This window comes from Alteromonas sp. AO-Serp (assembly GCF_017849675.1).
Classification (GTDB): domain Bacteria; phylum Pseudomonadota; class Gammaproteobacteria; order Enterobacterales; family Alteromonadaceae; genus Alteromonas; species Alteromonas macleodii.
In genome coordinates this window covers 1-5,440 of sequence record NZ_JAFLMX010000204.1, presented here as the reverse complement: position 1 = coordinate 5,440, position 5,440 = coordinate 1, and the positions used below count along the sequence as shown (strand labels likewise).

General features: G+C 43.5%; 6 protein-coding genes. 2 read left to right on the top strand and 4 right to left on the bottom strand.

Features of this window, described 5'->3' with window-relative positions; genetic code table 11:
- A partial coding sequence (locus QVA83_RS13830; protein WP_287498600.1) for a YihY family inner membrane protein occupies positions 1 to 522 on the bottom strand: 522 nt, incomplete at its 3' end.
- A gap of 225 nt (positions 523 to 747) precedes the next feature.
- Positions 748 to 1,635 carry a methylenetetrahydrofolate reductase gene (metF, locus tag QVA83_RS13825; protein WP_014950980.1) on the bottom strand — a complete coding sequence of 296 codons (888 nt, stop codon included), beginning with the start codon at positions 1,633 to 1,635 and terminating at the stop codon, positions 748 to 750.
- A gap of 161 nt (positions 1,636 to 1,796) precedes the next feature.
- Here metF and metJ point away from each other — a divergent pair, with 161 nt between their 5' ends.
- Positions 1,797 to 2,129, top strand: a complete 333-nt coding sequence (metJ, locus tag QVA83_RS13820; RefSeq protein ID WP_014950979.1) for a met regulon transcriptional regulator MetJ — start codon at positions 1,797 to 1,799, stop codon at positions 2,127 to 2,129.
- A gap of 163 nt (positions 2,130 to 2,292) precedes the next feature.
- Here the strand turns inward: metJ and QVA83_RS13815 are convergent, their stop codons facing one another.
- Positions 2,293 to 3,528, bottom strand: coding sequence for a malic enzyme-like NAD(P)-binding protein (locus QVA83_RS13815; protein ID WP_287498599.1), 1,236 nt, complete (start codon positions 3,526 to 3,528; stop codon positions 2,293 to 2,295).
- Between the two features lie 680 nt (positions 3,529 to 4,208).
- Here QVA83_RS13815 and QVA83_RS13810 point away from each other — a divergent pair.
- Positions 4,209 to 4,526 carry a hypothetical protein gene (locus tag QVA83_RS13810; protein ID WP_287498598.1) on the top strand — a complete coding sequence of 106 codons (318 nt, stop codon included), beginning with the start codon at positions 4,209 to 4,211 and terminating at the stop codon, positions 4,524 to 4,526.
- Between the two features lie 206 nt (positions 4,527 to 4,732).
- Here the strand turns inward: QVA83_RS13810 and rpmE are convergent, their stop codons facing one another.
- Complete coding sequence (rpmE, locus tag QVA83_RS13805) at positions 4,733 to 4,945, bottom strand: 50S ribosomal protein L31 (protein WP_014977577.1); 213 nt, start codon at positions 4,943 to 4,945, stop codon at positions 4,733 to 4,735.
- Between the last annotated feature and the right edge of the window lie 495 nt (positions 4,946 to 5,440).

The window sequence follows — 5,440 nt, the reverse complement described above, 5'->3', positions numbered from 1 at the left end:
TTCTTCGGTGAATGCCGCTAGACCAGTCAAATAAGAACTTACCACCACACTAGAGCCAATAAGTAAGGGCCCTAAAGTAATTACCATCCAATAGATAGCAAAAGTATAAACAATTGGTCTGTCACTTTGTGTTCGCCAAATTCTGTTCAGGGTTTTATCTACGTTGGATATCAGCATTAACGCAACGACCAAGAGCGATAAAATACCAATGGCACTCATCTGTGACGCATTGCCGACGAAATCGGTCATGTACTTGTGAACCACATCACTAGCGGTAGGAACAAAGTTGCTAAATACGAAATGCTCGAGTTTGCTCCTAACCGACGCGAATGCAGGAAAGGCCGACATTATAGTAAAGGTCACCATGATAAACGGTACCAAAGATAACAAGGTTACATAGGCTAAGTGCCCAGCAGAGATAGTAATATTGTCTTCTCTACAGCGCTTTATGAAAATGCTAAAGAGATCTCTAACCTGAGGAGTAACATTGTTATATAAGGCTTTAACCTTGTCTAAATCCACTCAATTTCTCCTGACGATACCGTGTAAATGGTAAACAGCGCGGTCTTATCTATGCGGACTGTTATAAAGCATCGATAGTTCATTACATGTTATATCAGATGGTAACTGCGGGCGGCCTTGGTGGCAAAGTTTAATGCAGGCTTTATACAACAAAGGCGCATTGACTGCGCCTTTTGTGGAGTGCTTCGTTAAAAAACGCAAGCACGGTCCTGATTGTCGTATGTATTAAGCGCCTGAACGCACGCCGAGCATGTGGCAGATGGCGTAGCTTAATTCACTACGGTTCAAAGTATAGAAATGGAAGTGTTTTACCCCTTCTTTAGCGAGTACTTTAACTTGGTCCATAGCAATGTTAGCGCCTATAAGATTACGGGTAGCTTGGTCGTCGGCATCAAGGCCGTCGAACATTTTGTGTAACCATCCCGGCACATGAACATTTGTGAACCCCGCAAATTTCACCAGTGTTTGGTAGTTGGTTACCGGCAAAATACCCGGAACGATATCTAAGTCGACACCCGCTGCGGCTGCACGGTCTCTAAATCGAAGGTACACACTCGTATCGAAAAAGAACTGGGTTATCGCTTCTGTGGCACCTGCTTCTGCTTTGCGCTTAAGGTTTAGTAAATCAAACTGCGCATTTGGTGCTTCAGGGTGCTTCTCTGGATAGGCAGCAACAGAAATATCAAAATCGGCAACGTCTTTTAGCAAGGCAACAAGATCAGAGGCATACATCTCTGTCTTTTCTACTCCTGGCGGTAAATCGCCACGAAGCGCAACAATACGGCGAATACCTGAGTCCCAGTAGTCTTTTGCAATTTGCTTAAGCTCATCACGGCTAGCATCAACACAGGTCAAGTGAGGAACCGCCGCGACACCGGTTTGCTGCTGAATGCGTTTTACAACGTCGTGGGTTCTGTCACGCTCACCGCTATTCGCGCCGTAGGTTACCGACATGTAGCTTGGCTTTAGTGGCGCTAGACGTTCAACTGACTTCCACAGGGTCTGTTCCATGGCTTCCGTTTTAGGCGGAAAGAATTCAAAAGATACATCAATATCACGCAGTTCCGACAGGGACTGGTTTAATGCATCGATACCTTGTGCGTAAGAAACCATGGCTTTTTCTCTCAAAAATGTATTCTTATAGACGTTTAGACGTCTAAATTAAAGAATATATGTCTAGACGTCAAGAGGTTTACACTGCTCAATTGACCTTTTCGTGAACTTGTTTAGAATTTCTCTTCATAACATAAAAAAGAGTAGACCGAGTTAGTACAATGGCAGAATGGAACGGTAAATATATTCACCCCTACGCAGAGCATGGCAAGAAGAGCGAACAGGTAAAGAAAGTCACTGTCTCTATACCTATTAATGTGCTTAAGGCGCTTACTGATGAGCGTACTCGCCGCCAAATCAATAATCTGCGTCACGCCACTAATTCAGAACTGTTGTGCGAAGCATTTTTGCATGCGTTTACCGGTCAACCATTGCCTAACGATGATGACCTGCGCAAAGACAATCCTAATCGCGTACCGGCTGAAGCAAGACGCATTATGGAAGAAATGGGCATTGATCCAAGCTTCGAAAACGATGTGTCGGAAGACGACTGATATTTGGTATTAAAGAGAAACGGCGCTTTGTTGTAAGTTATTGCTAGTTGATAACCTACAACACGGCGCCGTTTTTTATGTACTTGTATTCTCTAAGCGCACTTTTTAGCAAATAAAGGTTGAGCACTAGCCCCTCCATTTTTTTGCCTTATGCGCCAGAATTTTATTCTTCTGGGCTTTCAGGCACGCGTGCAACGCCAGATTCAATCGCAGCCTTAGATACCGCAGTAGCAATACGCTCGCATAAACGCGGGTCCATAGGTTTAGGAATAATGTACTCCTTACCAAATGTCAGACTAGTACTCTTACTGGCAGCTAGTACTTCTTCTGGTACAGGCTCCTTCGTGATAGCACGAAGGGCTTCTACTGCCGCTACTTTCATTTCATCGTTAATGGCCGTTGCACGAACATCTAGTGCGCCACGGAAAATAAACGGGAAACACAGTACGTTGTTAACCTGGTTAGGGTAGTCCGAGCGTCCGGTAGCCATAATAAGATCTTTACGTACTTCGTGAGCAAGTTCAGGCTTTATCTCAGGGTCTGGGTTAGAACATGCAAATACAATTGGGTTTTCAGCCATCAAGGCCAGTGTTTCTGGTGGTAAAACATCCGGTCCAGACACACCAACAAAAATATCCGCACCTTCCATTACGTCTTCAAGCGTACGCTTGTCAGTATTGTTAGCAAATAGCTTTTTGTGCTCAGTTAAGTCTTCGCGACGAGTATGGATAACGCCTTTTCTGTCTAGCATATAAATACGCTCACGCTGGGCACCACACTTAATAAGCAGTTCCATACAAGCGACCGCTGCTGCACCGGCACCCATACACACAATTTTAGCGCTCTCTATGCTTTTACCCTGAATTTCCAGAGCATTAAGCATGCCCGCTGCAGTTACAATAGCGGTACCGTGCTGATCATCATGAAATACCGGAATTTTACAGCGCTTAATTAGCTCTTGTTCAATCTCAAAGCATTCAGGCGCTTTAATGTCTTCTAAGTTAATGCCGCCAAATGTGTCAGCGATATTCGCTACTGTATTAATGAACTCTTCGGTTGTACGATGCTTCACTTCAATGTCAATGGCATCCAGGCCAGCAAAGCGTTTAAACAGAAGGGCTTTACCTTCCATAACAGGTTTCGATGCCAGTGGGCCTAGGTTACCCAACCCTAAAATCGCGGTTCCGTTACTGATAACGGCAACCAGGTTTCCTTTACCCGTGTACTTATAGGCGTTATCTGCATCTTCAGCAATTTCTCTGACCGGCTCGGCAACGCCTGGGCTGTAGGCAAGAGCAAGGTCATCGACGCTGTCGGCTGGCTTAGATAACTCTACGCGGATTTTTCCAGGTGTGGGTTGGGCGTGATAGTCGAGTGCGCGTTGTCTAAAATCTGACATGTAAAAAGGTATCCTTAGATGTAGGGTTCATCGGTGTTTTCGTTCACGCTCTGTAGCTATTTTATTGTCGTTATAGTTATAGGTAGATAAACGTAAGCGCGTTACAACCAAGTAATGACAAAAGTGATTATAAATAGTTGTTAGCACTAGGGCTTGTTGATCTTTGTTTTACAGCAATCATCAATACGCCCTAAGGTGGCATGTGGAAAAAGCAGACTAGGCGTTAACCTTTACTGATTTTGTTCACATACCTTAATGGATACAAGCCTCAGGTTTATGTACCCAAAAGCGCCACAAGTCTTGAAAGCAATGCATTATTCACAGAATTAATGCTCACTATCAAAGTGCCGATCGCAACTCTAACACAGCCAATCACTGTGTACATATCTGATCAGAATTCTCATATACCAATGTAGGTTAGGCATACTAATTAGACCAGTAAAATGGGGCTATAATTGCCATTCATGCTATTTATTTTGACTTGTTATAACATTCTGTAGGTCTATTGTGTGGAGGATGAAAACAAAGCTATCAAAGGGATCTTCGTTCTCATAAATGCATTGGACAGAAACCCAAATCAAGAAAATGGAACGCAGGGATATACCTCGTTAATTCTCCATCTAATATTTCTGATAAAATCCTGTGAAAGCCCACTCAAAATTCGCGCTGAAGGCGAGGATATGACAGAAAAAAAACTAATAACCGTGCTAACCGATGTGTGCGAAAGCGTAAAGTCTGCCAATAATGGATTTGTTTGGCTAACTCACGTAGGGCATTGGAGAGCGCCGCAAGTGATTGCCGTGTTTAACACTGAGCAGGAGAAGCAGCGGGCGTTAACTAATGGTTGGGATATAGACTTCATAAGCCAAGTGAATATTGCTTTGGCGTCAATTAAGTCAGCACCCGTTGGTATTTATTTTGATAGCGAAGAACAATGTAAAAAAGTGAGTGGCGGCAATTGGGATAGGCATTTATCTAATGTTAAAAACCTTCACTGAGTTCAGGTCACGCTGAATATTGTAAATTAAGCTAAAAACGTTTTTCAAAAAGGCGAGTTGCAGGGCTTGTTAAACTGGCTAGGTACTGGCCTGACGTAGGATAACGGCGGTAAAGCGCTGTTTGGCACACCTTGTTTGTGTGAAGCGTGAATTTTAAGCAATAAAAAAGCGCCATAAAGGCGCTTTTTTCGAACTCGATATCAGGCTTACTTTTTGCCCAATGCACCGAAACGCTTCTTGAAGCGATCAACACGACCACCAGTGTCAACGTTACGTTGCTTACCAGTGTAGAATGGGTGACACGAAGAACATACGTCTAGGTTGATGTCTTTACCAAGCGTAGAGCGAATGTTCATTACGTTACCACATGAGCAAGTTGCTGTGATTGCTTCGTATTTTGGGTGGATATCTTGTTTCATTGGGTTACCTCACATAATAAGGCCGTATCGCTATACAACCCGAAGTCGCACACCATACGTTACTTAATTCAAATGATAAGTCGTTCAAAGAACAGCCTATCGCAAAAGAGCGGCGCATAATAAAGGATGGCAGAGCCTTGATCAAGCGGTTTTTGGCCAAATGCTAAACAAGAGAGCTAGACAAGGCAGCCGTATAAAAAGGTAGCCATATAAAAAGGCCAAACCAAAAACATTCCTTTTATGCTTGCCTGTAAAGTATGTTTAAATATTTGTGTTTCAAGGCTAGGCCATAGCTCTAGTAGCAAAATCATGCGCTAATAGCAAAATGTGTAGCTAGCTGTTAGCAGCGTAAATTGCTGTAACGTATAGGTCTGCAAGAAGCCTCAGTATAATTAGTTTCAACATAAGAAGCTTAGTAAGCGCATTACGCGCTGTAACAATCGTCAAATAAGGTAGAACCTTCGCAATGGCCTTTATCCAAGTTGCCGTGCCAGT

Coding starts and splice junctions, on each gene's coding strand:
- rpmE (WP_014977577.1), bottom strand. CDS start 4,945: ATGAAACAAGATATCCACCCAAAATACGAAGCAATCACAGCAACTTGC.
- metF (WP_014950980.1), bottom strand. CDS start 1,635: ATGGTTTCTTACGCACAAGGTATCGATGCATTAAACCAGTCCCTGTCG.
- QVA83_RS13815 (WP_287498599.1), bottom strand. CDS start 3,528: ATGTCAGATTTTAGACAACGCGCACTCGACTATCACGCCCAACCCACA.
- metJ (WP_014950979.1), top strand. CDS start 1,797: ATGGCAGAATGGAACGGTAAATATATTCACCCCTACGCAGAGCATGGC.
- QVA83_RS13810 (WP_287498598.1), top strand. CDS start 4,209: ATGACAGAAAAAAAACTAATAACCGTGCTAACCGATGTGTGCGAAAGC.